Below are 24180 nucleotides of genomic sequence, written 5' to 3'. Positions count from 1 at the left end.
CGGGCCAAACCCGCACGCAAATTCTCACAAACCTCCAGTGATCGGAAGCAGGCCGGTGATCAGAACCTGGAGCAGGGCGGTCCGTTCAGCGATGCCGGCGACCGAGACCCACTCGCCGCGGGCGTGCGCACCGCCGCCACGGGGCGCCAGGCCGTCGACCGTGGGGCGCCCGAGCGCGCCGGTGGTGTTGGTGTCGGCCGCGCCGTCGGCGGGACGGCCGCCCAGGGACTGGCCGATGGTGGCGGCGACCGCCGCGACGCGCGCCGCCAGCGGGTCACCGGCCGGGTCCGGACGCCAGGTGGGGCGGTGGGAGAGCAGCCGGGTGTACACCGTGGCCCGGTCGCGGATCGCCCGCAGCGCGGCGAGTTCGCCCAGCACGGCGCGCTCGTCCTCCGGATCGGCGAAGCGCAGGCCCAGGTCGGCGTACGCCTGCCCGGCGACGACGTTGGTACGCCCACCGCCGGTGATCGTGCCGGTGTTGATCAGCACCGGCCGCCCCGCACCGAGCTCGCGGACCCGCAGCAGCTGGTCGACCAGCTCGTCGATGGCGTTCGCCCCGGCCTCCGGGTCGAGCGCGGCGTGCGCCTCCACGCCGGTCACCTCGATCCGGGCCCGGGTGCTGCCGCGCCGCCCGGTCTTCAGGTCCCCACCCGGGTGTGGAGGCTCCAGCCCGAGCACCGCCGCCGCCCGTCGCGCCTCGGCCTCGACGAGCCCGGTCGCGGTCGGCGAGCCGATCTCCTCGTCCGCGACCACGACGACGCGGAGCTCCGGATGCGGCCCGTCGACCGCCGCGACCGCCGCGAGCAGCGCCGCGATCCCGGCCTTCGTGTCGTAGACGCCCGGCCCGCGGATCACGTCGCCGTCCACACTCCACGGCATCGCGCCAAGCGTCCCGACCGGCCACACCGTGTCGTAGTGGGTGAGGAACAGGATCGGCTCGCCGGGGACGTCCCGGGCGGGGAGGGTCCAGATCAGATGGTCACCGGTCGGGTGCGGCTCCCGGGCGGTGCTGAACCCGGCCTCGGTCGCGTCCGACTCCAGCGTCTCCGCCAGGGCGGCCAGCGCCCGGGGGTCGCCGGTGGGTGACTCGGCGCGCGTGTAGCGGTGCAGGGCCGCGATCACGGGCGTCGTCATACCCGAACGCTAAATTGCGCCGATTTCATTGTCAATGAAATGATTTGTTCTCAGGATGGCGAATATACCTTCGCTATCTTTACCGCAAAGCGGGTGCGCGGATGCACGTGGTGGTGCGCGAGCTGGACGGGATCGCGGAGTGGACCGCGGCCGGGGCCCTCTACCGGGAGGTCTTCGGCTACGCCGAGCCGGGCTGGGGGCTCAACCCGCGCCTGCTGGCCGCGCTGCGGGAGAACGGCGGGACGGTGATCGGGGCGCTCACCGGAGACGGCGAACTGGCCGGATTCTGCTACGGGTTCACCGGGCTCCAAGCCGGCGAGCTCTACCACTATTCGCAGGCCGCGGTGGTCGCGGTGAGCGCGCAGGGCGCCGGCGTCGGTCGCTCGTTGAAGTACGCGCAGGCCGCGGCGGCCCGGCTGACCGGCGTGCGGACCATGCGCTGGACCTTCGATCCGTACGCGCTGCGCAACGCCCACTTCAACTTCGCGGTCCTGGGCGCGACCGGCATCCGGTTCCTGCCCGACTTCTACGGCGAGCCGGGCACCGACCGGGTGCTGGTGAGCTGGGATCTGACCCGCGCCGAGGCCGGTTCTGGGCGTACGGGAGCAGGGGTTCGTACCGGAAAGGAATTCGGCTCGAGGATCGTGGTCGCGGCGGACGAGTGGTTCGCGGCGCCCGATCCGGAGGATCGGGCCTGGCTGCGGCGGGAACTGCTGACCCAGTTCGCCGGCGGCCGGAACCTGGTCGAGGTGGCCCGATCGGAGGGCGACCCCGAGCGGGTCGCCTACCTGTTCGAGGACGAGGCGGACCGGTGATGATCGAGATCCGGCGGGTCGAGCTGCGGCGGGTGCGCCTGCCGCTGGTCCACCGCTTCCGGACCAGCTCGCACGCCAAGCACGAGCTGGAGCACCTGCTGGTCACGATCACCGACAGCTCGGGGGCGACCGGGTGGGGCGAGATCGCCTCGCCGAGCGGCCCGTACTACTGCGCGGAGACCGTGGAGAGCTGCTGGGCGGTGGCCCGCGATCATCTCGGGCCGCTGGTGCTGCGCACGGCGTGGGAGCATCCCGCGGAGCTGGCCGCGGTGCTGGGACGGGTGCGGGGGAATCACTTCGCACGGGCCGGGTTCGACATGGCCGCCTGGGCCCTGTGGTCGGCGCTGCGGAACCTTCCGTTGGCCGAGGCGCTCGGCGGGACTCGGCGGCGGGTGGCGGCGGGTGTCTCGCTCGGCATCGAGCCGAGCGTCGACGAGCTGCTGGAGCAGGTCTCCGCGCGGGTGGCCGAGGGCTACCGGCGGGTCAAGCTGAAGATCGCCCCGGGCTGGGACGTCGAGCCGGTGCGAGCGGTCCGGGCAGCGTTTCCCGGGGTGTCGCTGCAGGTGGATGCGAATGGCGCATACCCGAACGACGAACGGGAGATCTTCCGCGAACTGGATCGGTACGACCTCCTCATGATCGAGCAGCCGTTCCCGCCCCGGGCCTTCGTCGCACACGCCGAACTCCAGGCGGCGTGCGCGACCCCGATCTGCCTGGACGAGTCGATCGAGGACGTGGAGGACCTGGTCACCGCGGTGAGACTGCGGGCCTGCCGGATCCTCAACATCAAGGTCTCCCGGATGGGCGGCCTCACCCATGCCGTCCGCGCCCACGATCTCGCCCGGGCGGAGGGCCTTCCGGTCTGGTGCGGCGGCATGCACGAGTTCGGCATCGGCCGCGCCGCGAATGTGGCGCTCAGCTCGCTGCCCGGCTTCACCCTGCCGTCGGACGTCTCCGGCTCGGACAAGTACTACGCGCGGGACGTCACCACCGAGCCGGTGCGGTGCGAGTCCGGGTTCGTGACGGTTTCGTCCGTGCCCGGCCTTGGCTGGGAGCCCGACCTGTTCTTCCTGGAAGAGTGCACTGTCGACCGGATCTGACAGCTTGTGCACAGCACTCTCTGAGGAGTTTCTGAGGTTCGTTCCGGTGCCCCGGACGCGGGAAAACGCTTACCGTGTCCATCGAAGTTCACCGATACGTAACCTTGCGGTCGCGCCTCGTTCAGAGGCCCGGCCGGAGACCCGGGAGGTCGCCAGTCATGCACCGGATCGCGCTGTTCGGGATCGATCTCCTGGCCGTGAGCCTACTGGTCTTCGGGCTCTACTTCCCACGGCACCGGCGACGCGACCTCGTCGTGGCGTACCTCGGCGTCAACATCGGCGTGCTGGCCGTGGCCGGATCACTCAGCTCCAGCACGGTCGGCGCCGGCCTCGGTCTCGGACTGTTCGGCGTGCTGTCGATCATCCGGCTCCGCTCCACCGAGCTCGACCAGCACGAGGTGGCGTACTACTTCTCCGCGCTCGCGCTCGGCATCCTCGGGCCGCTCAGCGACGGTGAGGCCTGGCTCGGCCCGGCGCTGATGGCCCTGATCCTGCTGGTCATGTACCTCGGCGACCACCCCCGGCTGTTCTCCTCCTACCAGCGGCAGGTGCTGGTGCTGGACGCCGCGTACACCGACCGGACCACGCTGGTCGCGCAGGTGGAGCGGGTGCTCGGAGCCCGGGTGCACTCGGTCGCGGTGGAACGGGTCGACCTGGTCAACGAGACCACCGTGGTCGAGGTCCGGTTCTCCCGGGCGAGGGCCGGTGACCTGGTCGAGGCCGGGCAATGAGCGAGCTCGCGAGCGAATCGGCTCTGGTCGGTCTGGAGGCGATCTCGCTCGCCGAGCTGACCGAGAAGGCCGCGCTGCAGGTCAGGGTCGACCGCAAATATGTGCTCCGGCTCGAGGACGCGCTCGCGCTGCTGCCCGCGATCGACCCCGCGACCCGGGTGCTGGAGATCGACGGCCTGCGGACGTTCCGCTACCGCTCCGTCTACTTCGACACCCCGGACCTGGTCTGCTTCCGGCTCACGGCCCAGCGGCGCCGGCGCCGCTTCAAGATCCGCACCCGGACGTACGTCGACTCGGCCGAATGCTGGCTCGAGGTGAAGACCGAGGGCTGGCGTGGTGGCACGGTCAAGAACCGGCTCCCGTACGAGTCCGCCGACGAGGACACCGTCGAACCGGGGCACTGGTTCGTCGCCGGCGTGCTCGGCGACCGGGCCGTCGCCGGGCTCGCTCCGACCCTGGTCACCCGGTACAACCGGACCACCTTCCACCAGGCCGCCGGCGACTCCAGGGCCACCCTCGACACCGATCTGACCTGGACCGGGACGGACGGCGCCGAGCTGGTCGCGCCGCACCTCGCGGTGATCGAGACCAAGACCGCCGCGGCCGCCTCCCCGATCGACCGGCTGCTCTGGGCCAACGGGCACCGCCCCGCCCGCATCTCGAAGTACGCGACCGGGCTCGCCGCGCTGCGACCCGAGCTGCCGTCGGCGCCCTGGCGCCGGACGTTGCGCCGCCACTTCGACCGCTGAGCCCCCGTGCCCAGCTCCGAATTGTCCCGTCCTCAACGGAAGGAACCACCATGCCCAGCATTCCCCGGCTGGTCACCCCCGTCGCGGCCGTCGCCGTGGCGCTCGCCCTGTCGGCGGTGCCGGCCGAAGCCGCCGGCACCGCGGCCGCCACCGCGCTCGCCGCGAACCAGGCCAGCCACGACAGCGCCGCCGACCGCGTCTGGAACGAAGCGGACGTCGCCGCGGTCACCCTCACCGGCAGCGGCGCGACCAGCACCAGCTCGAACGTCACCGTTTCCGGCAGCACGGTCACGATCACGGCGGCCGGCACGTACCGCTTCTCCGGCACGCTCACCAACGGCCAGATCGTGGTGAACAGCACCGGCACCGGCATCGTCCGCATCCTGCTCAACGGGGTGACGGTCACCAACAGCGCGGCCGCGCTGAACATCGTCGCCGCCGACGAGGCCCTGGTGTACCTGCAGGCCGGCACGACCAACCGGCTCACCTCCTCGGCCGGTAACGCCCTCGACTCGGCCGCCGACCTCACCGTCGACGGCACCGGTGCGCTGACCGTCGCCAGCACCGCCGCCGACGGCATCAACAGCGCGGACGGCCTGGTCATCGACGCCGGAACGATCACCGTGACGGCCGGCGACGACGCCGTCCGGGGCAAGGACTACGTGATCGTCAACGGTGGCGCGATCACCGCGACCGCCGGTGGCGACGGGCTCAAGTCCGACAACGACGCGGACGCCACCAGGGGATACGTGTACGTCGGCGCGGGTACGGCCAATGTCACCGCGACCGGTGACGCGGTCACCGCGGAGACCGACGTGCTGCTCGCCGGGGGCACGGTCACCGCCAAGTCCGGTGGCGGCAGCACGGTCACGCCGGGTGACGCGTCGGCGAAGGGTCTCAAGGCCGGTGTGCTGGTGGCGATCAGCGGCGGCACCGCGACCGTCGACGCCTCCGACGACGGCGTGCACTCGGACGCCACGATCACCGTCGACGGCGGCACGACCACGGTCGCGACCGGCGACGACGGGGTCCACGCCGAGGGCACCGTCACGGTCAGCGCCGGCACGGTCAACGTCACCAAGTCGTACGAGGGGGTCGAGGGCCTGAAGGTCTACGTCACCGGCGGAAGCGTCAGCACGACCGCCTCGGACGACGCGTTCAACGCCTCCGACCCGAACTACGGCGAGATGCAGAACTCGCCGAACGCGCTGATCTCGATCACCGGGGGGACCGTCGTGGTCAGCGGCGGCACGGACGGCCTGGACTCCAACGGCGCGCTGACCATCGGCGGCGGCACCGTCGTGGTCAGCGGCTCGGCCACCCGCGGCGGCGGGGAGGGCGGCCTGGACTCCAACGGGGCGCTCACCATCACCGGTGGCACCGTCTACTCCAGCGGGATCAGCGCCACCACCAGCACGCTGCCCGGCTCCGGGCAGGGCTGGGTGTCGGTCACGTTCAGCGCCAACCAGGCGGCGGGCACGATCGTGCACCTGGCCACCACGTCCGGGACGCAGATCGCGGCGTACAAGTCGACGAAGGCGTTCAAGGGCGTGGTCTTCTCGTCCAGCCAGATCACGCGCGGGACGACGTACGCGGTCTACACCGGGGGCTCGGTCTCCGGCACCGCGGTCGGCGGGGGTCTCTACAGCGGGGGCACGCTCTCCGGCACCCAGGTGACCACGGTGACCGCGGGGACCCAGTCCAGCACCCGGCCCTGACCTCGCGGTGGTCCCTCCGGTGCGTCGCCGTGCCGGAGGGACCACCCCGTCTCTCCTCCGGATGGCCGACTTCGATAGATTTGGCCGTCATCCGACCGGGGGAGGAACGCCAGTGAGCAGCACGGAGGCAGAATCCGGCGGCGACAACACACCGGATCCGACCGCACCACCATCCACCACGCCGCCCGTGGATCCGACGTTCGCCGGCCCGGCCGCGGCCCCTGCGGACGCGCCCGCCGCGCCTGCCGTCACTCCGGAGCCGTACACGCCACCGGCGACGCCGGTCTCCGAGTGGGCACGCCCCGTCGAGGGCGCTGCGCCACCGGTCGTACCGCCCGCCCAGACGTATCCGTTCCCTCAGCCGCCTCCGCCGTTCGGCGGACAGCCCGCGACGGGGCAGCCGGCGGCCTACCCGCCGCCTCCCGGCGCCTTCCCGCCGCCGGGTGCCTTCCCGGCTCCCGGGGCGTACCCGCCACCGGGCGCCTACCCGCCTCCCGGGGCCTATCCGCCGCCCGGCGCATACCCCGCCGGCGCCTACCCGCAGCCCGGTCAGCACGCCGTGCCCGGCTGGCCCCCGCCCCCGGCCACCCCGGCCAGCCGCCGGCGCGGCGGCGTCCTCGCCGTCGTGATCATCGCGGTGGCCGCCGCCATCATGCTGCTCTGCGGCGCCAGCATCAACCGCGTGGTGGACCGCGCCAACGACACGATCGACCACGGCTACGCGGACGACGAGCCGTTCACCCTGCCCTCCGGCTTCGCGTTCCCCACCGAGCCGACCACGGCGCCGACCGTCGAGTCGACCGGCCCGCAGGCCAGCGAGACCGCCGCCAAGGACATCTACGACCTGCACCAGGTCTGCGACGAGAACGTCTACTTCCCCGACTCCCCGAAGCGGTCCGGCAAGGCCCCGCACCCGGTGGTGCTGCTGACGAAGGACGGCCCCGACTCGGTGCGCTGGCAGAACCCGGTCTACTACCTGACCGACGAGGGCACCAGCGACGCGGACGAGGCGACCTGGGCGTCACGCGACCCGGCGAAGGTCCAGATGGCCGCCTGCCTGGACTGGACCAGCGCCGGCTCGAAGATCCGCACCTGCAAGTACGACGACCCCAAGCCGGACACCGTGACCCTCTACCGCGCGACCTGGCGCCTGCGGGTCTACGAGGTGGCCACCCACCGCCTCCTGCTGGACAAGAAACTGAACGGCGACGAGACCACCTGCCCGTTCTCGACGCTCGTCGGCACCGACAAAAAGATCTACGCCGCGATCAGCGACCACCTCGCGATCACCTCACTGCGGAATCTCGTCAAGAAATAGCGGAGTGACCTGCCCGTCGCCACGCCGTTGGACCCTCCGTGACAGACGGCACACGGTGGCGGCGATGGGCCGGTCGCTCGCGTAACTCCCCGGCCCCGGAGCCGGCCCGGCCAACCCCGCCGGTGCCCTGGATGGCCGCCGGCCCCCGCGACGACCTGGTGGAACGGGCCCCGCTCCAGGCCCGCCTACGGGAACTGCTGCTCGCCGGTGACGCCGCGCTGCACGGCGTCGGCGGGATCGGCAAGACCGTGGCGGCCGAGCAGGTCGCCCGGGACCTGCGGGACCGGTTCCCCGGCGGCCTGCTCTGGGCGACCCTCGGCCAGGAGGCCACCGGCCCGGCCCTCGCCGTCCTCCTCGCCGACCTGGTCGAACGCCTCACCGGCGAACGCCCGGGGGTGGTCACCCCGGCCCAGGCCGGGCAGCGCCTCGGTGCCGAACTGGACCTGCGCCCACCGGCCCTGCTGGTCGTCGACGACGTGTGGACCGCGGAGCAGTTGGAGCCGTTCCTGACCGGTGGCGCCGGCTGCCGGCGGCTGATCACCACGCGGGTGGGCGGCCTGCTCCCGCCGGACCTGCCGCGGCTCGAGATCGGCGGGATGACCGACGCCGAGGCGACCGCCCTGCTCACCCGGGACCTGTCCGGCCTGCCCCGGCCCGACCTGACCGCGCTGCTCGCCCTGACCGGCCGCTGGCCGCTGCTCATCGCGATCGTCAACGGGATGCTGCGCCGGGGCGTGGCCGCCCACCAGTTGATCGACCAGGTCGGCGCGGACGGCTGGGTGGCCCTGGACCCGGCCGTGCCGGGGGAGCGGGAGCGCGCCGTCGACGGGTTCCTGACGGCCGCCCTCGACCTGCTGCCGGAGGCGGACCGGCGGCGCTACCTCGAGCTGGGGATCTTTCCGGAGGGCGTGCCGATCCCGGACCCGATCTCCGGCTCGCTCTGGGCCGGCACGGGTGGGCTGTCGCCCGCCGACGCGGACGAACTGCGGACGACGCTGGCCGGGCTCGGCCTCGTCCAGCGGGGCTCCGAGGGGCTGCGGCTGCATGACGTGCTCCGGACGTACCTCCGCAATCGCCTCCCGGACCAGGAACTGGCGCAAGCGAACCGCCGCCTGGTGGAGATGGTCCGGCCCGGCAGCGGCGGGCCGTGGTCGGTGCTGCCGCGAACCGACCACCACCTCTGGCGGCATCTCGCCTTCCACCTGTGCGAAGCCGGCTGGTGGGACGAGCTGTTCCGGACCGTGACCGACCTTCGCCGGCTGGCCGTCCAGATCTCGCTGCTCGGCGTCGCGGCCGCGGTCGCCGACCTGGACCGGGTGCCGGATCCGCGCGCCGACGCGCTGCGTGCCCGGCTGTCCCGGGGCGCCCACCTGCTGCATCCGATCCGGCCCGCCGAAGCCCTCGCCGACGTGCTGCTCTCCCGTCTCGCCGGCGCCTCCGAACTGGCCGCCGACGTGGCCGAGTTCGCCGCCGCCCAGCGGTTCCGGCCGGGGCTGACGGCCCGCTGGCCGCTGCCGGACGTCGGGCCGGACAGCCTCACCCGGGTGATCGCCGGCGGCACCGGCTGGCTGGACTGCGTCGCGGTCTCCCCGCACGCGGACTGGATCGCCACCGGCAGCTCCACCGGCGTGGTCAGCCTGCACGACCTGGCCGGCGGCGCCCCGGCCCGGCTCACCGGGCACACCGGCTCGGTCAAGGCGCTGGCGGTCACGCACGACGGGACAGCGCTGATCTCGGCCGGCGTCGACGGCACCCTGCGCTGGTGGGACGTGGCGGGTCGCCGCCAGGAACGGATCCTCTGGACCGCACCCGGCGAGATTCTCGCCTGCGCGGCCGCGCCCGGCAGCCACCGGATCGCCGCGGTCAGCGGCGGCGGCGAACTGATCGTCCTGGACGTGGCCGGGAACTGGCGGATCCTCAGCCACCGCGGGACCGGGAAACTGGTCGGTTGCGCGTTCTTCGGCGACGACCGGGTGCTAACGGTGAGCGAAGAGGGCGCGGTGACCGGGCACGACCTGCGCAGTGGGCGGCGAAAAGCGCTGGTCACGGAGGGCAAGGCGCTGGTCGCCGGGTTCGCCGTGGACCCGGCGGCGGAGTGGGCCGCGCTGAGCGGGACGGACGGCGAGATCCGGGTGCATCCGCTGCGCGGCGGTGGCGAGCCGGTCACGGTCGGTGAACACCGGGGCTGTGTGAGCGCGGTGGCCGCGTTCGGCGACCGGATCATCTCCGGCGGCGAGGACGGGACGGTCCGGGTGATCGACCGGTACGGCGTGGAGATCGCGGTCGTGCGGGCCCATCCGAGCTGGGTCACCGGCTGTGTGGTCGGGCCGGACCGGCGGACCCTGATCACCACCGGGAGCGACGGGACGATCCGGGTGTGGGACCTGTCCCGGCTGGCCCAGGAGACGGTGGGCGGGCCGGTCGACTGGGTGAACAGCTGTGCCGTGTCCGGCGATGCACTGGTCGGCGGTGGCCTGGACGGAGCCGTCCGGGTGTGGCGCACGGACGATCCGGCGAACTCGCCGATCTTTCGCCTGGACGGGCCGGTCCGCCGGTGCGTCTCCGGGGCGGGGGGCCGGTGGATCGTGGCGGCGGGCCTCACCGGCACGGCCCTGCTCACCCGGGTCGGCGAGGAGTGGGCGGCCGAGGTGCTCCCCGGGTCGGCCGGCTGCGCGGCGGGACCCGGCGTCTTCGCCCGGTGGGATGAGCAGGGCGGCCTGGAGATCCGCTCCGTCAACGGCGGAGACGTCCTGTTCCGGGCCAACGACCGTCCGGTCCGGGCGGCCGCCTTCCTGCCCCGCCACCGGCTGATCTTCGCGGAGGACGGCGGCTCGCTGACCGTCTGGAACTATCGCAACGGCCGGGTCCAATCCCTGCCGGGCGGGGCGGTCCGGGCGATCGATCCGGTCGGTGACCGGATCGCGGTGATCCGATCCGATGGCGTCACACTCCTCGGCGTACGCGGTGCACGTGTGCTCGGCACGGCCGACTTCGCGGACGGCCCGGTCACCCACGGCGCGGTCTCCGCCGACGGATGCTGGCTCGCCACCACCAGCGAGGCCGGTGAACTGCGCATCTGGTCGCTGGCCGGGCTGGGCGGGGCGGCGCAGTGGCGACCCGTCGCGGCGATGCGGGTGGACGGTGCCCTCTTCGAGTGCGCCTGGGCGTCGGACGGGCTCGACCTTTACGCCGCCGGGCGGCGCGGGATGTACGCGTTCACCTTCCGCGCGCCGCGGGCGGTTCCGGCGCAGCCGGTCAAGAAGCGGTGAGCTCGGAGAGCGCGGCGTCGAAGATCTCGTGGTGGCGGGCCATGTCGTCGAGCGTCGTCTGCGGGCACATCAGGGCCATGTTGTGGAACGGGGTCAGCAGCACCCCACGGTTGGCCAGGTAGACGTGCAGGAAGTCCTCCAGTTCGGCGTCCGCGCTCGCCGCCGACTCGGTGCCGTTGCGCGGGGCCGGGTCGGCGAAGCGGAACTCCACCCGGGCGCCGAGCCGGCTCACCGACCAGGGCAGCGCGTGGGCGGTGATCAGCTTCTGGAGGCCGTCGGCGAACATCGAGGCAGTGGCCAGCATGGTGGCGAACGCACCCTCGGTCAGCACCTCCTCCAGCGTCGCGCGGGTCGCCGCCATCGACACCGGGTTGCCGGCGAGCGTGCCGCCCACCCCGCCCATGTCGACCAGGTCGAGGTCGGCACGCCCGGTCAGGGCGTCGGCCAGCTCGGCGGAGAGGCCGTAGGCCCCCACCGGCACGCCGCCACCGATCGCCTTGCCGATGGTCAGCACGTCCGGCGAGAGATCCCAGAACCGGGTCGCCCCGCCCGGCCCGGCCGAGAACGTGTGCGTCTCGTCGTTGATCAGATAGGTGCCGTACCTCCTGGTCAGCTCGCGCACACCGGCCAGGTAGCCGGGCTCGGGCAGCACGATGCCGATGTTGGTCAGCGCCGGCTCCATCAGCACCGCGGCCACGTCGCCGTGCGCCAGCTCGCGCTCCAGCCCCGCCAGGTCGTTGAACTCCGCGACCCGGCTGGTCTCGGTCACGTCGACCGGCGCGCCGACGTTGCCCTCCCGGCTCCGCCCGCGCCCGTCCGGACCGACCACGATCAGTGACTCGTCCACCGAGCCGTGGTAGCAGTAGCTGTTGACCAGGATCTTCGACCGCCCGGTGACGGCGCGCAGCAGCCGGATCGCCCACCGGTTCGCGTCGGTCGCGGTCAGCGCGAAACTCCAGAACGGCAGCCCGAACCGGGACGCCAGCTCGGCGCCGACCGCCGCGGCGTCCTCGGTCGGCAGCATCGTGGTGGCACCGCCCAGCTCACCGAGGCGCCGGGTGACCGCGGCGACCACCGGAGCGGGGGAGTGGCCGGCCATCGCGCCGGTGTCACCGAGGCAGAAGTCGATGAACTCGTTGCCGTCGACATCGGTCAACCGGTTGCCCCGGGCGGTCTTCAGATGGATCGGGAAACCGGCCGCGGTCTTGTTCATCCACGTCATCGGGACACGCCCGAAGAGATGGTCGGCGCGACCGTAGGCAGCGGCGGAACGCGGATGCCGCTCGCCGAAAGCGATCCGCTCACGCTCGGCGAGAATCTTCAGCCTGGGGCGGTCGACCCCGGAATCCGTCGGCATGAGGGGAAGCTACCAGCGAATCCGGTCAGTCCTCGATCAGCCGGTCGTACCTCGTACCCTCCGGCGTGAAGATCAGGTCGAAGTCCTTGCCCGCCCCGGTGGCGACGCTGTGCAGCCGGGCCAGGACCTCGGCCTCGGTGGGGAGATCGAGGCCGAGCGTGGCGGCCACCCGATCCCGCTTGACCGCCAGGTCGGGCAGGTCCTCCAGGTATTCGGCGGCGAGTTCCCGGCTCTCCTCCGCGGTGAACTCCTGACAGTCCCGCCACCAGGGCGCGACCAGCAGGAGCTGCAGCAACTGCGCCAGACCGATCGCGACCAGCGCCGCGCCGCCCTCGGAGTCCGCGTAGAGGACCGGGCGCTCCTCTCCGCCGTCACCGCAGAAGAAATACGTCCCGCCGGAACCGTCGCCCGCGAAGCCTTCGAGCGCCGCGCCGGAGGCGAGGTGGACCTCCTCGACATGCTCTTTCCGGTCGAGCTCGAAATCGCCCGGCCAGGCCAGGAATTCGGCGGCCACATCATTGTCCACAATGGAAGCGATCAGCGAATGCATGCGCCGCACCTTACGCGCCGGGACCGACAATCCGCGGGCGCCGGCCGCGGGTGAAGGCGAACACCGCGCCCCCGGCGATCAGGGCGGCGAGCGTGGCGAAGCCCCAGTTCAGGGTGGTCAGCACCGCGACACCCGCGACCAGCAGCGGGCCGCCGGCGTCGCCGAGCTCCCGGCCGAGCTCGGCGGAGCCCATGGTCTGGCCGAGCCGTTCGGCCGGGGTGGACGCGGCCAGCGCCGCGAATCCCAGCGGCGTGATCAGCCCGGTGCCGACCCCGATCAGCGCGGCCCCGGCCAGGACTCCGGCCAGTCCGGGCAGGACCGCCGCCACCAGGCCGATGGCGGTCACCGACAGGCCCACGATCATTCCCGTACGTACGGTCAGCCGCCCGTCGTCGAGCGCCCGCCCCGCGCGCGGCTGCACCAGCGCCGCGCAGAGCGCCAGCACGGAGACCGCCGCCCCGGTGGCGATCGTGCCCAGGCCCGCCGCGCGCCCGGTGACAGGCAGGAAGCCGACACCGACCGACAGGGCCGCGGTCGCCGCCGCGAGGGCCGCGGTCGGGCCGAGGAACGCCGGGGCGGTCAGCCTGCGGGCCAGGTCGAGGACGGTCTGCCGGGTCTTCGGCAGCGGCGCGACGACCGGCACGGCCAGCAGCGCCCACAGCGCGACGGCCGCACCCAACACGGCGAGCACGGTGAACAGCAGCCGGAGCCCGCCGGCCCAGACGATCAGGCCGCCGAGCAGCGGGCCGAGGGTGTAGCCGATCGACTTGTAGAAGCCGTACGACCCGAACGCCCGGCCGTGTTTCGCCGCCGGGTTCAGCCGGGCGACCAGGGCGGACGCGGACGGGGAGAACGCCGAGGCCGCGGCGCCCTGGCCGAGACGGGCGGCCCAGAGCCAGCCGGGGCTGTCGGCGATCACGTACACCGCCGACGCGGCCGCGAACGCGACCAGGCCGCCGAGCAGCACCGGGCGGGCGCCGATCCGGTCGGCGAGGCTGCCGAAGACCGGTTTGAGCAGCACCTCGGCGCCGTCGTACAGCGCGAGCAGGCCGCCGAGCACCAGCAGCGAGGTGACCGCCTCGTCGGAGAACCCACCCAGGTTCGCGGCGATCGCGTGGGCGCCGAACGCGGTGGTGAACCCGGCCGCGTACAGCGGCCACATCTGCCGCCGGGCCGCGCTCACCGGTCGCCTCCCGGCACCGCGTGCAGCACGGCGAGGGCGAACTTGGCGATCGCGGTCTCCTGCTCGAACTTGCCGCAGTCGGCCGGGAACTCCACCTCCGCCGGCACCTTCAGCACCAGAATCAACTCCGTTACGACAGAAAATGTAGCGGCTGTTACATCCTGCACGTGGCCGGCCACGGCCTCTCGACGGGTGCGGCAGCCGCCGCCGATCAGGAAGCGATGATCTTCCGGGTGGTGGTCTGGTTTCCTCGCGCGGATCGGCGACGGTTCCCGTGGCACGAGGTGCCGCCAGAAGGGACTTTCAGGGAGCCCGCCTTCATGACCATCGAGAACGTGGCTCCACGGATCAGTGCGCGGCACGCCCCCGCCGTCGATTTCGCGGGACTCCTGGGTGGGTAGGGTGCGGGGTGGCATGAACTGATGCGAGGTGCCCGGCCGGAGACGGCGGGGAGAATCGGGAAGCCGGTGTGAATCCGGCACGGGCCCGCCGCGGTGACCGGGGAGCTGCCACCCATACGCGTACGCGTAGCCACTGGCCCACACGGGCTGGGAAGGCGGGTGGTGAGGCGACGATCCGGGAGTCCGAAGACCGGCCTCGCGCCGACGGCCCCGGTCCACCCGGGGTATGAGCGCAGCGGGAGCCTGCCCATGACGCACGACCTGTACGACATCATCAACCGCCGTCGCGACGTGCGCGGCGAATTCACCGGTGAGCCGGTACCCGACGCCGTCCTCGACAGGGTCCTGGCCGCCGCGCACGCCGCGCCCAGTGTGGGCCTGTCGCAGCCGTGGGACTTCGTCGTCGTGCGTGACCGGGGGCTGCGCGAGGAGTTCCACGCGCACGTGTCCCGCGAGCGGGACGTGTTCGCCGCGACGCTGGAGGGCGAGGCGGCCGCCCGGTTCGCTCGTATCAAGATTGACGGGGTGCTGGAGTCGACGCTTTCGGTCGTGGTGACGTACGACGCCGAGCGTGGCGGCCCCGCGGTGCTGGGCCGCCACGCGATCAGCGATGCCGGGCTGTATTCGGTGTGCCTGGCGATCCAGAACCTGTGGCTCGCGGCCACCGCCGAGGGTCTCGGCGTCGGGTGGGTCTCGTTCTACCGCGAGGATTACCTGCGCGATCTGCTCGGTGTCCCGGTCGGTGTCCGCCCGGTGGCTTGGCTCTGTCTCGGGCCGGTCAGCCGGCTGCACGAGGTGCCCGACCTGGAGCGGCACGGGTGGCGCCGCCGCTCCCCGTTGCACCGGGTGCGGCACGAGAACCGCTGGGGCGTGCGGTAGCGGAACGTCCTCGATGTGACCCTCGTGGAACTCGACGTTGGTGGCGGGCTCAGGAGAGATCGTGCCGGGTTCCGTCGGCGACCGCGTGGAGCTTGTCCGGGTTGGCCACGTTGTGGATGGCCGAGATTCGGCCCTCCTGATCGAAGTCGAAGGTCAGCGTGGCGACCACGCGGTCCGGACCGTGGAAGACCACACCCGGGCCGCCGTTGATCCAGGTGAGCTCGGCCCGCATCCGCCCGGGCTCGATGCCCTGGTAGGTCGCGGTGCCGAGGGCGGCGAACCAACGGGCCACGTGCTCCACTCCGACGACCGGCTTGAGGGCCTGGCGGACCTTGCCGCCGCCGTCGGTCCACAGCGTCACGTCCGGGGAGAGCAGCGCCATGAGGGTGTTGATGTCGCCGCCCGACGTCGCCGCGAAGAAGCGCTCGGTGACGTCGCGCCGGCGGGCGCGGTCCGCGGTGAATCGGGGCCGGCGGGCCTGGACGTGCTCGCGGGCGCGGTGGGCGGCCTGCCGGACCGCCGCTTCCGAGCGCTCCACCGCCTCCGCGATCTCCGCATAACTGAAGGCGAAGACCTCTTTCAGTACGAACACCGCGCGCTCCAGGGGACTCAGCGTCTCCAGCACGATCAGCAGGGCCGTGGAGACCGAGTCGGTCGTCGCGACCCCGTCAGCAGTGTCCGGACCGGTGAGGACCGGCTCGGGGAGCCACGGCCCGACGTAGGTCTCGCGCTGATGGCGGGCCGAACGGAGCCGGTCCATCGCCAGGTTGGTGACGATCCGGGTCAGGTAGGCCTTGGGGTCGGCGACCTCGGCGCGGTCGGCCGCCGACCACTTGAGCCAGGCGTCCTGGACCGCGTCCTCGGCATCGGCGGCGCTGCCGAGGACACGGTAGGCGACGGCGAAGAGCAGGGTGCGGTACTGCTGGAAGACGAACTGGTCGGGGCCGGCCTGCTGCGGCTGGGTCACTTGGCGCTCCGAATCCTGGTGTAACGGCCGCCGTGCGGCCAGAACGCGCCCGAGGCGGGCATCCTCTTCATGCGGACGAAGGTCGGCCATGGTGCGGCGGTCACCGTCTCCTTGTACTTCGCGGCTCGCTTTCCGGTCAGTACGATCCGGCGCGGGCTGTCATCGGGGTGGGTGAACTGCACGACGGCGTCGTTCCGCCCCAGACTGACAGGGGTGTGGTAGTAGCCGAAACGGAAGGGCTCCGGCTCCTTGCCGGCCAACACCCGCAAAATCGAGAGAGCCGCGTGTACGCCGGTGGGCATACCGCCCTGACAGGTCCCGTGCATCATGCCGTAGCCCTGACGGATCGCCGCCGCGTCGCCCACGGCGTAGACGTCCGGGTGGGAGACCGAGCGCAGCGCGCTGTCGGTCACCACCCGGCCGTGCTCGTCCACGGTCAGGCCCGCGGCGGCCGCCAGCGGCGAGACCCGGGTGCCGCTGGTCCAGAGCACCGCGCCGGCCGGGACGCTGGAGCCGTCCGTGAGCTCGACACCGTCCGGCAGCACCTTTGCCACCTCGACACCGCTGCGCACCCGGACGCCGAGCCGGGCGAGCGCGGCGTCCAGATAGGCCCTTGCCTTCGGGTGCATGCTCGCGCCCGGCTCCCGCCGGCCCAGCAGCACCACCTCGAGCCCCGGGTGCCGCTCGGCGATCTCCGCGGCGGCCTCGACGCCGGTGAGGCCGCTGCCGCAGACCACGACGGTCCCACCGTCGAGCCGGGTCAGCCGGTCGGCGAGCAGGGCGGCGTCCTGCCGGCTGTCGAGGGTGCAGGCGTGGTCGTCCACGCCGGGGACGGCGGCGGTGTCCGCGATGCTGCCCAGGCCGTAGACCAGGGTGTCGTAGTTCAGGACCCGGTCGTCGTCGATCCGGACGGTCTTCGTTCCGGCGTCGACCGCGGTGACCCAGCCGCGGACGAAGCGGGCGCCGGTGCCGTCCAGCAGTCCCGGGATGTTCAGCTCGGCCGTCTCCTGGCCGGTGGCGGTCAGGTGCAGCCGGAGCCGCTCGGTGAAGGTGTCGTCAGGGTTGACCAGCGTCACTCGCACGTTTCCGCGCTTCCTGGTGCGGGCCGCGAGCTGGATCGCGGCGGAGAGTCCGGCATAGCCGGCGCCCAGGATTAGGACCTCGTGCTGCTGCGCTGCTGTCGCGTCCATCGCTCTGCTGCCTCTTTCGGATCGGTCGTTCCCGCTGTGCGGACGACCACGAGACGCGAGCTGCCCTTCCGTTCGTGACATGGTCATTGCGTGACCCACGCCACATCGATGGAGGGGCGTGCGCACGATTGACGTCGCCATGGCGGCCGGCCGCCATGACGCGATGTGGACCGCTAGCCTTCGGCCGCCTTCAGGACCGTCACCGCACCGTCGCGGCCGGCGGTCACGTAGAGCCGCAGCCCGTCCGGGGAGAGCGCGACCACCCGTGGGCTGTCGCCGACCCTGATCGTGGCCGCCACCTTCCGGTCCTTCAGGTTCAGTACCGACAGGGTGTCCGAACCCTCGTTCACCACGTAGGCGTGCACGCCGTCCGCCGAGACCAGCACCGCTTGCGGCAACTTGCCGACCTGGTAACGCTTGGTCAGCTTCAGGGTCTTCGTGTCGTACGTCTCCACCGTGTTGACGTCGTAGTTCGTGAGCACCACGGTCTTGCCGTCCGGGGTCACCGCGATGCTGTGCGGCGACCGGCCGACCGCGATGTTGGTCAGCACCTTCAGCGTCTTCGTGTCGATCACCGACATCCGGCTGGACTCGTGGTCCGAGGTGAACGCGCGCGTGCCGTCCGGGGTGAAGTCGATCCAGTGCGGGTTCGGCGGGACGCTGATCTGCGACAGTTTCCGCAGCGACTGGCCGTCGTAGATCTCCACCCGGGCGCCGTTGTGGATCGGCAGCCAGACCCGTCCGTCCTGGGTCACCGCGGGCTCGAACGGCCGGGGCCCGGTCTTCACCGACGTGATCACGCTGCGCTTCGCGGTGTCGATCACCGCCATCGCGTTGGCGCTGAAGTCGTCCTCGAACATCGACACGTACAGCCGCGAGCCGTCCGAGGAGAGCGCCATGAAACGGGGCGTGTTCGGCACGGCGAGCGAGCTGACCTTCTGGTCGGCGGCGTCGATGAAGAACACCGCCTTGGCGCCCTGGTCGGCGACGTAGACGGTGCGGTTGTCGGGCGAGACCACCACACCCTCCGGCTCCCGCCCGACCGACTCGATCGTGTCCACCACGACCGGCACGGCCAGGCTGACCGGTACCGGAGCCGCCGACTCGTCCGGCGTGGCCGACTGGGTGGGCTGCTGGCTCCCGGGCTGCGTCTGCGTGACGGTCGGCGCCGCGCCGGGGTCGGTCTTCCCCCTGCCGGACGTGTAGCGGATGCCCAGATAGGCGCCCGCCGCGAGAAGCAGCGCGAGGCAGAGGATCCCGGCGACGCGCAGGCGCCGTCGACCCGGCGGAGAGTTTCTGGGGTACGCCGGGTCGCCGCCCGTGGACGGCGTCGAGCCGCCGGGCGGCGGCTGCTGCCAGCTCGGCGATGCGGGCCAGCCGGCGGGGGAGGTCGGCCAGGCGGTGTTCGCCCCCGCGCCCTGCTGCCAACCGCCCTGCTCGGTGGCCGTTCCCGGCCATCCGCCCGTGGCGGCCGCCGTCGACCATTCACCTGCGGCGGCGGTGCCCGGCTGCCCGGCAACACCCTGCTGACCGGCGACACCCCGCTGTCCGGCGACGCCCTGCTGCCCGCCCGGCCACTGGTTCGCGCCCGGCCAGCCGCCCTGGCCCGCGGGCGCATCCGGCCATCCGGTGGTGCCCGGTGCCGCCGCCGGCCCGCCCCAGGTTCTGGGCGTGCCCGCCAGGCCGCTCTCACCCACGGGAGTTCCCGCCAGGCCGGCCGGGGGCTCCGCGGCTCCCGCCCAGCCCACACCAGAGGGTGTTCCTGCGACGGTCGTCTGGTCGGCTGACTGCCAGGTGGGGGCGGTGGGTGTTCCTGCGACGGTCGTCTGGTCGGCTGACTGCCAGGTGGGGGCGGTGGGTGTTCCTGCGACGGTCGTCTGGTCGGCCGGCTGCCAGGTGGGGGCGGTGGGTGTTCCCGCGACGGTCCCTTGGTCGCCCGACTGCCAGGTCTGGGCAGCGGGTGCTTCCGCGACGGTTGTCTCGTCGGTCGGGGGCCAGGTCGGGACGGTGGATGCTCCTGCGGCGGTCGTCTCGTTGGTCGGCTGCCAGGTCGGGGCGGCGGGTGCTCCTGCGGCGGCCGTTTCGTCGGTTGGCGGCCAGGTGGGGACGGTGGGTGCTCCGGTTCCGGTCGTCTCGTCGGCGGCGGTCGTACCGGCTGATTCCGTTGGTTCGTTCGCGGACGCCGGACGGGGCCAGCCACCGGCCGCGGCCGCCGCGGATCCCGCCTCCCAGGAGAGTGCGGAGCGTTTGCCGCTGGGCCGGCCCGGCCAGGACTCCTCGGGAGTGGGCGTTTCCGGTCGCTGGCCGGTGGATTCCGTGTTCTGCGGCGGCCGTCCGGGACCGGGTTGAGCCTGATCGAACGTGCCGCGCCCCGAAGCCTGCTCTCCTGGCCAGGGCCCCGCCGGAGAAGCTGTCGCATCCTCGCCGGAAGGCCGGGCGTCAGCATCGTTCTGGCCGTAAACGGGCTGAGATGCCCCGGTTGCGGCCGGCTCGGGGGAGTGGTCGGCGGGCTCTTGGCCGTTCGAAGCGCTCGCGGCCGCCTGGGTCACGAGCCAGCCACCGACGAATCCGCCCGCCGCAGCGAGACCGGCCCCGGAACGGTCATCATTGCTGTGCAAAGCGGCTTCAACGGTGCTGCTGTCGGCACCGTGCGAGATGGTCTCGGCGGTGCTGCTGTCGGCACCGTTTGAAGCGGTTTCGGTGGTGCTGCTGTCAGCACCGTTTGAAGCGGTTTCGGTGGGGCCGCTATCAGCACCGTGCGAGACGGTTTCCGCGGGGCTGCTGTCAGCATCGTGTGAAACGGCCTCGGTCGGGCTACCGCCGGCACTGTGCGGCGCCGGCTCGAGGTCCGCGTCCTGGGCGGTGTCCACATCGGCGCCAGATGCCGTGATCTCGTCTGCGGGCGCGGTGTCGTTCTCGTCGGAGTCAGGCCCCGTGGACGGGCCGCCGGACGCGGCGTCGGACCAGGCTGGGGCGACGTTCTCCCAGTTCGGCGCGCCTACGGACGCCGATGCCGGGGCATCCGTCTGTTGGTCGTCCGATTCTGTCGGCGCCTCGACCGACGGTTCCGACCGGGGCGCTACGGCCGACCCGGCTGCCGCGACCGCCGGGAGCGCCAGCCAGGGCCCGAAGCTCTCCGCATGGGTGGTCGGTTCCGCCGGGGATCCGGGCCAAATGTCCGTGGGCTGGGTTCCCGGCGCGACGTCGGACCCGTCCGGCGACCTGGACGGCACGGCGGATTCGGTCGTGTGCTGGTCGCTGGTGCCGACGGGCGGTGTGTCGGCGGGTTGTGCGGAGATCGGTCGGGTCCGCTCCAGGTCGGCGGTGGGTTCGGTGGGCGTGGTGGCTTGGGCGGGTTGCCGTAGGGCGGGCGGCCGGGCGGTGGGTTCGGTCGTGTGCTGGTCGCTGGTGTCGGCGGGTTGTGCGGAGATCGGTCGCGTCCGCTCCAGGTCGGCGGGTTGTGCGGAGATCGGTCGTGTCCGCTCCAGGTCGGCGGTGGGTTCGGCGGGCGTGGTGGCTTGGGCGGGCGGCCGGGCGGTGGGTTCGGTCGTGTGCTGGTCGCTGGTGCCGGCGGGTTGTGCGGAGATCGGTCGTGTCCGGTCCAGGTCGGCGGTGGGTTCGACGGGCGCGGTGGCGTTCTGATCGGGCTGTCGCAGGGTGGACGGCCAAGACGAGCCGTGGACCGTCGAAGCGGGTCCGAGCTGCTGACCGGCTTCCGGGGACTGCGCCCACCAGGTGCCACTCGGCCGGGACCGGTCCTCGGTGATCCCGCCGGCCCGGGAGCCGGACGTCGTACCAGGACGGTTCGGCGCACCCGACCACGGACCGTGTGGCGTCTGCGCTGCCTCGGCAGCCGGTTGCGACATGCCAGCTGCTTCCGGGCCGACCGGCGGGCTTGACGCCGGTGGGCCGGAGGCCGGTGCCCTCCACGCTGGTGGGCTGGAGGCCGGCGGGCTTGAGGCCGGCGGGCTGGAGATCGGCGGGCTGGAGACTGGTGGGCTGGAGGTGGGCAGGTTGGCCGGGAACGGTGGCGCGGAGGCCGGACCGTTCGAGGTCGGCGCGTGCGGCCAGGGATCGACCGGTGCGGCCAGCCGCGGCTGGCCGACGGTGGGCTGATCGGCGCCGTTGCCGCTGTACCACTGCGGGGGAGGCGGGGGCAGAACCCGCGGTGGCGTGGATCCGACCTGCGGACCGTTCTGGGCGACCGCCGGGGAGGGTGCCTGGCCCGCGTGGTCTTCGGCGACCTCGCCGACAACGGTGAGGTGGGCGGTGCCGGCCGGCCCGTCCACCGTGACTGTCCCGGTGAGCCGGCCCACGGTCGGGAACCACGAGACCCGCAGCTGGTCACCCTCCAGCCTGGCGTGCAGGCCCTCACCCGACGTGGTCACCGTCGAGGTCGTGACCAGGGGTGGACCGGCGACCGCGACCCGTACCGTCAATTGTTGGGTGCCGGGAAGGACGCGGCCGAAGTCGATCGCGGCCTCCGCCAGCCGCAGGGAGGTGCGCCGGACCGCCGCGGTGGCGGCGGCGGCGACCCGGTCGTTGCCGGTGGCCATCCGGCCCAGCGTGGCCCGGGCCTGCGCGGCCTGGTTCAGGTCGGCGCCGGCCGCCGCGGCGGCCAGTTCGGCGATCATCGCCATCTGGTCGCTGCCGGGCCGGCGAACCTTCGAAACGTACGGCTGGCGGCCGGAGCCGAAGACCCAGTGGCGCACGCTCGGGTCGCGTTCCCGCAGGTGGTCGAAGATCTCGTCGATGCCGATGTAACCGTCACGGTCGCGGTCGGCGGCACCGCCGCGGATGCCGTCGGCGAGCAGCCCGGCGAAGGTGGGTGGTTCGGGGCGGGCCGCCGCCATGATCACCACTCGGCTCCGGGCCTCGGTGGCGCGTGCGGCCGGGAAGTAGGCGCCGGCGTCGACCGGGCCGCCGGTGCGGCCGTCCAGCACGACCATGACCTGGCCGGCCTGGCTGCGGTGCAGCAGCGCGTCGAGGCGTGTCACGTCGACGGCGGTGTCGGCCGGCCGTTGCATGACGGTGTCGGGGGTGGCCAGGTAGAGGCCGCCGTTGGGGCCGGTGAGCAGGATGCCGCGGAAGTAGAGCAGCAGGCAGTCCTCGCCGGTCCGCCCGTCGCAGAGCGCCTGCAGCCGAAGGTAGGCGTCCCAGGTCTCCGGGTCCTGAAGGAACTCCACGTCGAAGCCGCCCAGACCGGGATCGCCCAGGACGGCGGCGAGGGACCGCACGTCCGCTGACGGCACCGCGTATCTGCGCAGGACGGGATCGTCGTGGTGTTCGACCGTCACCACAACCGCCAGCCGTCGCCCGCTCATCGCATCACCCTTGGTCCATGGTGCGACGTTCGGGGCCAGGCCGGAACCCCTGAAGGATTACGAACTGTCGGCGGGTGATGACCTTGCGTTGTTGATCTTTGTCGGATTCCGTCCGTTGTGCGGTGATCTCGCAGGTCCGATGTGGTCTTGCGCGGGATTTCGGGAGAAATCGCCGCGGTGTGCCGAGTTCACCGGATCCGGTGTCGGGGATCTGTCAGGGGGATCAGACGGTGACGTCGAGGGAGCTGCCGTACGGCAGATCGGACCACGCGTGAGTGGTCACGATCGCGGCGCTCTCCGCCTGCACCACAATGGTGGCGATCTTGCCGGCGGTGACGGTCTGTGCGCCCTCGAGCCGGATCAGCTCCGCCTCGGCGACGGCGACGGCGGCCCGATCGGCGGCGATGGTCTGCGGGTTCGCCTGTGCCGGGATGAGGTCGGCGGCGAGTTGCCGGCGGTGGTTCTGCAACCGACTCCAGGCGGCCTGGCTGTCGGGTGAAGATGCGGTGGCGCTGATTTCGGCCATCGGGTCCTCCTGGAGAAGTGCGCTTGCGATCAGACTTGGCCAACCATCGGCGGGCTCGCTCCTGAGCTGCAACTTTTCCGAGCTCAAGTCCAGGATTCTTAGGGGATGGCCGGAGGTCCGGCCTCCCGGGGGAGGCCGGACCTGGACGGTCAGCCGGCGGTGGCGACCAGTTCGCGGGCCTTCTCCGGCCAGGTGGCCAGGCTCGCGGAGCCACGCATGCCGGCGGCGACGATCGCCTGCCGGAGGTCGGCCACGTCGGCGTCGGCCAGCTTGGCGTACGTGGTGATGCCGGCCGCCACGAGGGCGGTCGCGACCTTGGGGCCGATGCCCGGGATCTTGGTGAGGTCGTCCGGCTCCTCGACCGCGACCGGCTCGACCACCACCGGCTCGGCGGCGACGGGCTCGGGGGCGGCCACGGGCTCGGGGGCAACGACGGGCTCGGGGGCAACGACGGGCTCGGGGGCAACGACGGGCTCCGGAGCGGCGACGGGCTCAGCGGCCGCGACGGGCTCGACGACCGGCTCGGGCTCAGCGGCCGCGACGGGCTCGACGACCGGCTCGGGCTCGGGGGCAGCCTCGGGCTCGGCAGCGGCGACGGGCTCGGGCTCGGGGGCAGCCTCGGGCTCGGCAGCGGCGACGGGCTCGGGCTCGGCGATGGGCTCGACGACCGGCTCGGCCTCGGGCTCGGCAGCGGCGACGGGCTCGGGCTCGGCGATGGGCTCGACGACCGGCTCGGCAGCGGCGATGGGCTCGACGACCGGCTCCTCGGCCGGGGCCGGCTCGACGACGGTCGCGGTTTCGGTCGACTCCACCGGCGCGGTCTCCTCGACCGATGTCTCGGTGGAGGTTTCAGGGGAAGCGGCGGCGATTTCGGTGTCGGCAGTCGGCGCGGCCGTCGCGGAAGCCTGATCGGCTCCGGTGCGGCGTCCTCGAATGAACCATCCGGCTATCAGACCGATCACGACCCCG

At 72.6% G+C, this 24180-nt stretch carries 18 protein-coding genes and 1 riboswitch; of the genes, 8 read left to right on the top strand and 10 right to left on the bottom strand.

Features of this window, described 5'->3' with window-relative positions:
* Nucleotides 1-24: 24 nt before the first annotated feature.
* Nucleotides 25-1134: a M20/M25/M40 family metallo-hydrolase gene (locus CHC09_RS32210; RefSeq protein WP_089297024.1), complete on the bottom strand. Its 1110-nt coding sequence runs from the start codon at nucleotides 1132-1134 to the stop codon at nucleotides 25-27.
* A 101-nt stretch (nucleotides 1135-1235) separates the two neighbouring features.
* On the opposite strand from CHC09_RS32210, the gene CHC09_RS32205 reads away from it, so the two are divergent.
* The 7 genes from CHC09_RS32205 to CHC09_RS32175 all read left to right on the top strand — a co-directional run bounded on the left by CHC09_RS32205 (nucleotide 1236) and on the right by CHC09_RS32175 (nucleotide 10834).
* The gene (locus CHC09_RS32205; protein ID WP_089297023.1) at nucleotides 1236-1949 is read left to right on the top strand and encodes a GNAT family N-acetyltransferase; all 714 of its coding nucleotides are present in this window, start codon (nucleotides 1236-1238) and stop codon (nucleotides 1947-1949) included.
* On the top strand, nucleotides 1949-3049 hold the full coding sequence (gene menC / locus CHC09_RS32200) for an o-succinylbenzoate synthase (RefSeq protein ID WP_089297022.1): 1101 nt from the start codon (nucleotides 1949-1951) through the stop codon (nucleotides 3047-3049). Before CHC09_RS32205 ends, menC begins: the two co-directional genes overlap by 1 nt.
* Before the next feature lie 158 nt (nucleotides 3050-3207).
* Nucleotides 3208-3780, top strand: a complete 573-nt coding sequence (locus tag CHC09_RS32195) for a DUF4956 domain-containing protein (RefSeq protein WP_089297021.1) — start codon at nucleotides 3208-3210, stop codon at nucleotides 3778-3780.
* On the top strand, nucleotides 3777-4529 hold the full coding sequence (locus CHC09_RS32190) for a polyphosphate polymerase domain-containing protein (RefSeq protein WP_089297020.1): 753 nt from the start codon (nucleotides 3777-3779) through the stop codon (nucleotides 4527-4529). The genes CHC09_RS32195 and CHC09_RS32190 overlap by 4 nt, the downstream gene beginning before the upstream one ends.
* A 50-nt stretch (nucleotides 4530-4579) precedes the next feature.
* On the top strand, nucleotides 4580-6247 hold the full coding sequence (locus tag CHC09_RS32185; RefSeq protein ID WP_089297019.1) for a carbohydrate-binding domain-containing protein: 1668 nt from the start codon (nucleotides 4580-4582) through the stop codon (nucleotides 6245-6247).
* A gap of 112 nt (nucleotides 6248-6359) precedes the next feature.
* Nucleotides 6360-7565 carry a hypothetical protein gene (locus CHC09_RS48540; RefSeq protein WP_275407924.1) on the top strand — a complete coding sequence of 402 codons (1206 nt, stop codon included), beginning with the start codon at nucleotides 6360-6362 and terminating at the stop codon, nucleotides 7563-7565.
* A 131-nt stretch (nucleotides 7566-7696) separates the two neighbouring features.
* Complete coding sequence (locus tag CHC09_RS32175; protein WP_089297018.1) at nucleotides 7697-10834, top strand: WD40 repeat domain-containing protein; 3138 nt, start codon at nucleotides 7697-7699, stop codon at nucleotides 10832-10834.
* On the opposite strand, the gene CHC09_RS32170 is transcribed toward CHC09_RS32175, so the two are convergent.
* The 4 genes from CHC09_RS32170 to CHC09_RS45550 form a co-directional block, all read right to left on the bottom strand.
* A complete protein-coding gene (locus CHC09_RS32170) occupies nucleotides 10821-12191 on the bottom strand; it encodes a transaminase (protein ID WP_089297017.1) in 1371 nt (456 codons plus the stop codon). The genes CHC09_RS32175 and CHC09_RS32170 overlap by 14 nt on opposite strands.
* A gap of 25 nt (nucleotides 12192-12216) precedes the next feature.
* The gene (locus tag CHC09_RS32165; RefSeq protein ID WP_089297102.1) at nucleotides 12217-12741 is read right to left on the bottom strand and encodes a hypothetical protein; all 525 of its coding nucleotides are present in this window, start codon (nucleotides 12739-12741) and stop codon (nucleotides 12217-12219) included.
* Between the two features lie 10 nt (nucleotides 12742-12751).
* Nucleotides 12752-13924, bottom strand: coding sequence for an MFS transporter (locus CHC09_RS32160; protein WP_239138664.1), 1173 nt, complete (start codon nucleotides 13922-13924; stop codon nucleotides 12752-12754).
* Nucleotides 13921-14340 carry a hypothetical protein gene (locus CHC09_RS45550; protein ID WP_143232710.1) on the bottom strand — a complete coding sequence of 140 codons (420 nt, stop codon included), beginning with the start codon at nucleotides 14338-14340 and terminating at the stop codon, nucleotides 13921-13923. Before CHC09_RS45550 ends, CHC09_RS32160 begins: the two co-directional genes overlap by 4 nt.
* A riboswitch (cobalamin riboswitch) is annotated at nucleotides 14335-14538 on the top strand. It overlaps the preceding gene by 6 nt.
* A gap of 36 nt (nucleotides 14539-14574) precedes the next feature.
* Between CHC09_RS45550 and bluB the strand changes: the two genes are divergently transcribed.
* Nucleotides 14575-15204, top strand: a complete 630-nt coding sequence (gene bluB / locus CHC09_RS32150; protein WP_089297015.1) for a 5,6-dimethylbenzimidazole synthase — start codon at nucleotides 14575-14577, stop codon at nucleotides 15202-15204.
* Nucleotides 15205-15253: 49 nt separating this feature from the next.
* On the opposite strand, the gene CHC09_RS32145 is transcribed toward bluB, so the two are convergent.
* The 5 genes from CHC09_RS32145 to CHC09_RS32125 form a co-directional block, all read right to left on the bottom strand.
* Nucleotides 15254-16171, bottom strand: coding sequence for an RNA polymerase sigma-70 factor (locus CHC09_RS32145; protein ID WP_089297014.1), 918 nt, complete (start codon nucleotides 16169-16171; stop codon nucleotides 15254-15256).
* Nucleotides 16168-17361 (bottom strand): NAD(P)/FAD-dependent oxidoreductase, encoded by a 1194-nt coding sequence (locus tag CHC09_RS32140; RefSeq protein ID WP_089297013.1) that lies wholly within the window; start codon nucleotides 17359-17361, stop codon nucleotides 16168-16170. The genes CHC09_RS32145 and CHC09_RS32140 overlap by 4 nt, the downstream gene beginning before the upstream one ends.
* A gap of 173 nt (nucleotides 17362-17534) precedes the next feature.
* On the bottom strand, nucleotides 17535-22685 hold the full coding sequence (locus tag CHC09_RS32135) for a hypothetical protein (RefSeq protein ID WP_143232709.1): 5151 nt from the start codon (nucleotides 22683-22685) through the stop codon (nucleotides 17535-17537).
* Between the two features lie 223 nt (nucleotides 22686-22908).
* The gene (locus tag CHC09_RS32130; protein WP_089297011.1) at nucleotides 22909-23211 is read right to left on the bottom strand and encodes a hypothetical protein; all 303 of its coding nucleotides are present in this window, start codon (nucleotides 23209-23211) and stop codon (nucleotides 22909-22911) included.
* Between the two features lie 149 nt (nucleotides 23212-23360).
* The gene (locus tag CHC09_RS32125; RefSeq protein ID WP_179277368.1) at nucleotides 23361-24023 is read right to left on the bottom strand and encodes a helix-hairpin-helix domain-containing protein; all 663 of its coding nucleotides are present in this window, start codon (nucleotides 24021-24023) and stop codon (nucleotides 23361-23363) included.
* Nucleotides 24024-24180 lie beyond the last annotated feature (157 nt).

The sequence above is a fragment of the Actinoplanes regularis genome (assembly GCF_900188005.1).
Taxonomy (GTDB): domain Bacteria; phylum Actinomycetota; class Actinomycetes; order Mycobacteriales; family Micromonosporaceae; genus Actinoplanes; species Actinoplanes regularis.
The sequence above is the reverse complement of the archived record's forward strand: the minus strand, read 5'-3'. Positions and strand labels throughout refer to the sequence as shown.

Bases quoted from the DNA above. Each gene is read 5' to 3' on its own strand.
- CHC09_RS32210 (WP_089297024.1), bottom strand. From the start codon at position 1,134: ATGACGACGCCCGTGATCGCGGCCCTGCACCGCTACACGCGCGCCGAG.
- CHC09_RS32205 (WP_089297023.1), top strand. From the start codon at position 1,236: ATGCACGTGGTGGTGCGCGAGCTGGACGGGATCGCGGAGTGGACCGCG.
- menC (WP_089297022.1), top strand. From the start codon at position 1,949: ATGATCGAGATCCGGCGGGTCGAGCTGCGGCGGGTGCGCCTGCCGCTG.
- CHC09_RS32195 (WP_089297021.1), top strand. From the start codon at position 3,208: ATGCACCGGATCGCGCTGTTCGGGATCGATCTCCTGGCCGTGAGCCTA.
- CHC09_RS32190 (WP_089297020.1), top strand. From the start codon at position 3,777: ATGAGCGAGCTCGCGAGCGAATCGGCTCTGGTCGGTCTGGAGGCGATC.
- CHC09_RS32185 (WP_089297019.1), top strand. From the start codon at position 4,580: ATGCCCAGCATTCCCCGGCTGGTCACCCCCGTCGCGGCCGTCGCCGTG.
- CHC09_RS32175 (WP_089297018.1), top strand. From the start codon at position 7,697: ATGGCCGCCGGCCCCCGCGACGACCTGGTGGAACGGGCCCCGCTCCAG.
- CHC09_RS32170 (WP_089297017.1), bottom strand. From the start codon at position 12,191: ATGCCGACGGATTCCGGGGTCGACCGCCCCAGGCTGAAGATTCTCGCC.
- CHC09_RS32165 (WP_089297102.1), bottom strand. From the start codon at position 12,741: ATGCATTCGCTGATCGCTTCCATTGTGGACAATGATGTGGCCGCCGAA.
- CHC09_RS45550 (WP_143232710.1), bottom strand. From the start codon at position 14,340: ATGCCACCCCGCACCCTACCCACCCAGGAGTCCCGCGAAATCGACGGC.
- bluB (WP_089297015.1), top strand. From the start codon at position 14,575: ATGACGCACGACCTGTACGACATCATCAACCGCCGTCGCGACGTGCGC.
- CHC09_RS32140 (WP_089297013.1), bottom strand. From the start codon at position 17,361: ATGGACGCGACAGCAGCGCAGCAGCACGAGGTCCTAATCCTGGGCGCC.
- CHC09_RS32135 (WP_143232709.1), bottom strand. From the start codon at position 22,685: ATGAGCGGGCGACGGCTGGCGGTTGTGGTGACGGTCGAACACCACGAC.
- CHC09_RS32130 (WP_089297011.1), bottom strand. From the start codon at position 23,211: ATGGCCGAAATCAGCGCCACCGCATCTTCACCCGACAGCCAGGCCGCC.